1 protein-coding gene and 1 pseudogene are annotated in these 1,954 nt (G+C 62.2%); both read right to left on the bottom strand.

Translation table 11 applies throughout. The annotated features are described in order from the left end of the window. Positions 1-491 precede the first annotated feature (491 nt). Positions 492-623 (bottom strand): annotated as a pseudogene (locus tag CVV68_RS24535) (IS481 family transposase); the annotation flags it as partial. Positions 624-891: 268 nt separating this feature from the next. Further along, positions 892-1,593, bottom strand: coding sequence for a type 1 glutamine amidotransferase domain-containing protein (locus CVV68_RS22835; RefSeq protein WP_110503269.1), 702 nt, complete (start codon positions 1,591-1,593; stop codon positions 892-894). Between the last annotated feature and the right edge of the window lie 361 nt (positions 1,594-1,954).

Below are 1,954 nucleotides of genomic sequence, written 5' to 3'. Positions count from 1 at the left end.
GGAACACGGCGACGGCCGCCAGTGCGGGATCCGGCATTGGCCGCGCCACAACCCTCCAGCTACCGCGGGAGGGCACCGTTGAGACGGCCAATGGCGGGGACGTTGAACGCACGGTCAAGTGCGTGAGTATCGCCGACGGCATCAACTTCCCCCACGCAGCCTAGGTCGCCCAGATCAGCCGCAAGTCACGACCGATGGGCACCCGGAAGTGGCACACCGAGACGGTCTACTTTGTCACGTCGCTGTCACCAGCGAAAGGGAAAACGGCAGAGATAGGGGCGTGGATCCGCGGCCACTGGGCCATGGAAAACGGCCTCCACTACCGGCGCGACGTGAGCTGGAGCGAAGACAATAGACAGGTCAGGCTGGTCTCGAGCCATCGTTTGTTTGTGTCCTTTGTGAGTTCTTTGATCGGTACTCACTGACCATCGCACGGCGGCTCTTTACGTCGGAAATCCGACACTCAGCAACCGTGAACTACACCACTCCACGTGATGCAACCGGCTGGAGTGGTCCTGGATTCCGTGTTCGACGTGCTCCCGATAGCTGCCTGCCCACGGTTCGGCGGTGGCAACCCGAGACCTCGAAGCGTTCGGCGGTCCGTCGCAGCGGACGGATAGCATCAAGGCGCCCTTCGGAGTCAGAATGGCATTATCATGTGAGCGGAAGAAGACCCCTGGGTGTTCGTGATAGCTCTCGCAAGCACCACTTCACCCGGAGGTCTTCTTGTTGTCACTCAGCCACGCAGGGTGGCCTAACATCCGTGGGTATCTCTTCTAGGCGACGGATGTTGAGTACCCCTCGGTGAATGTCCTTCGCAGTTATCGCTGCGTCGCCTTGATCAGTCGTCCTCTGGAGAGGTTGCCCATGGTGTGAGTCCTGGATGCCAGACTACTCAGCCAGCGCTGCGATGACTTCCCTAGCCACGTCTTCGCTGGACTGGGGGTTCTGGCCGGTAATGAGGTTGCGGTCGCGAACCACATGGCTGTTCCATGCTGGCCCGGATTCCACGATGGCTCCTTTTTCCCGTAACACCGTTTCCACGAACCATGGTGTGTTGGGCCCGGTGCCGCCGTTCAATTCCTCCTCGTCGGTAAAGACCGTGAGGCGGCGGCCGGCGAAAGCGAATTTGCCGTGTTCATCGGTGGCGCTGAGCAGGCCGGCGGGAGCGTGGCAGAACGGCGCAACGATGCGACCGGCTTGGTCGGATTCGATCAGGATCCTGCCCAGATCCGCATCCGTGGCGAGATCCGCCATGGGTCCGTGGCCACCGGGCATAACGACGGCTTCGTAGTCGGCGGCCGTGACGTCGGCCAACACCAGTGGGTGGGATAGTTCGGCGTCGATGGCCGCGATGTAGGCACGGAAGCCTTCTGCCTTTTCAAGGCTCCCGGCCGCCCCGGCGGCCAGGCTGACCTGGTCCACGGTGGGCTTCACTCCGCCTGGAGTGGCGATGTCCACGGTATGCCCGGCGTTCAGCAGGGTTCGGTGGGAGGCTACCAGCTCTTCGGCCCAGTAGCCGGTAGGATGCTCGCCACCGTCACGCATCGTAAGTGAATCGGCGGCCGAAACGACCATGAGGATCTTTGCCATCTTGTTCTCCTGTCAGCCGTCGCTTCCGGCGGTCTGTTGTGGTGGGGGTAAATGTTTGGTGAAAGCACTCCGCGGTGCGTGAATACCGGGAACCGTAGGGGCATGCGGCGTTGGGTCCTAGCGGGCGACCGCGAGCTCCTCGCAGCTTGCGTTGTCCACGGCCACGTCGGCGGCGTCCATATTCTATTTCCAGGCGCGGAACCGATCCGGTGCCGGGAATTGGCATCATCATGGGACTGCGGGGCGGCGCTGCCCTGTTCTTTGTTGTCTAGAGAGTGGCGGTGTCGATGACGAAGCGGTACCGGACGTCGGAGGCCAGGACGCGCTCGTAGGCGTCGTTGATTTTGCTGGCGGGGATGAC

It is taken from the genome of Arthrobacter livingstonensis (assembly GCF_003219815.1).
Taxonomy (GTDB): Bacteria; Actinomycetota; Actinomycetes; order Actinomycetales; family Micrococcaceae; genus Specibacter; species Specibacter livingstonensis.
The sequence above is the reverse complement of the archived record's forward strand: the minus strand, read 5'-3'. Positions and strand labels throughout refer to the sequence as shown.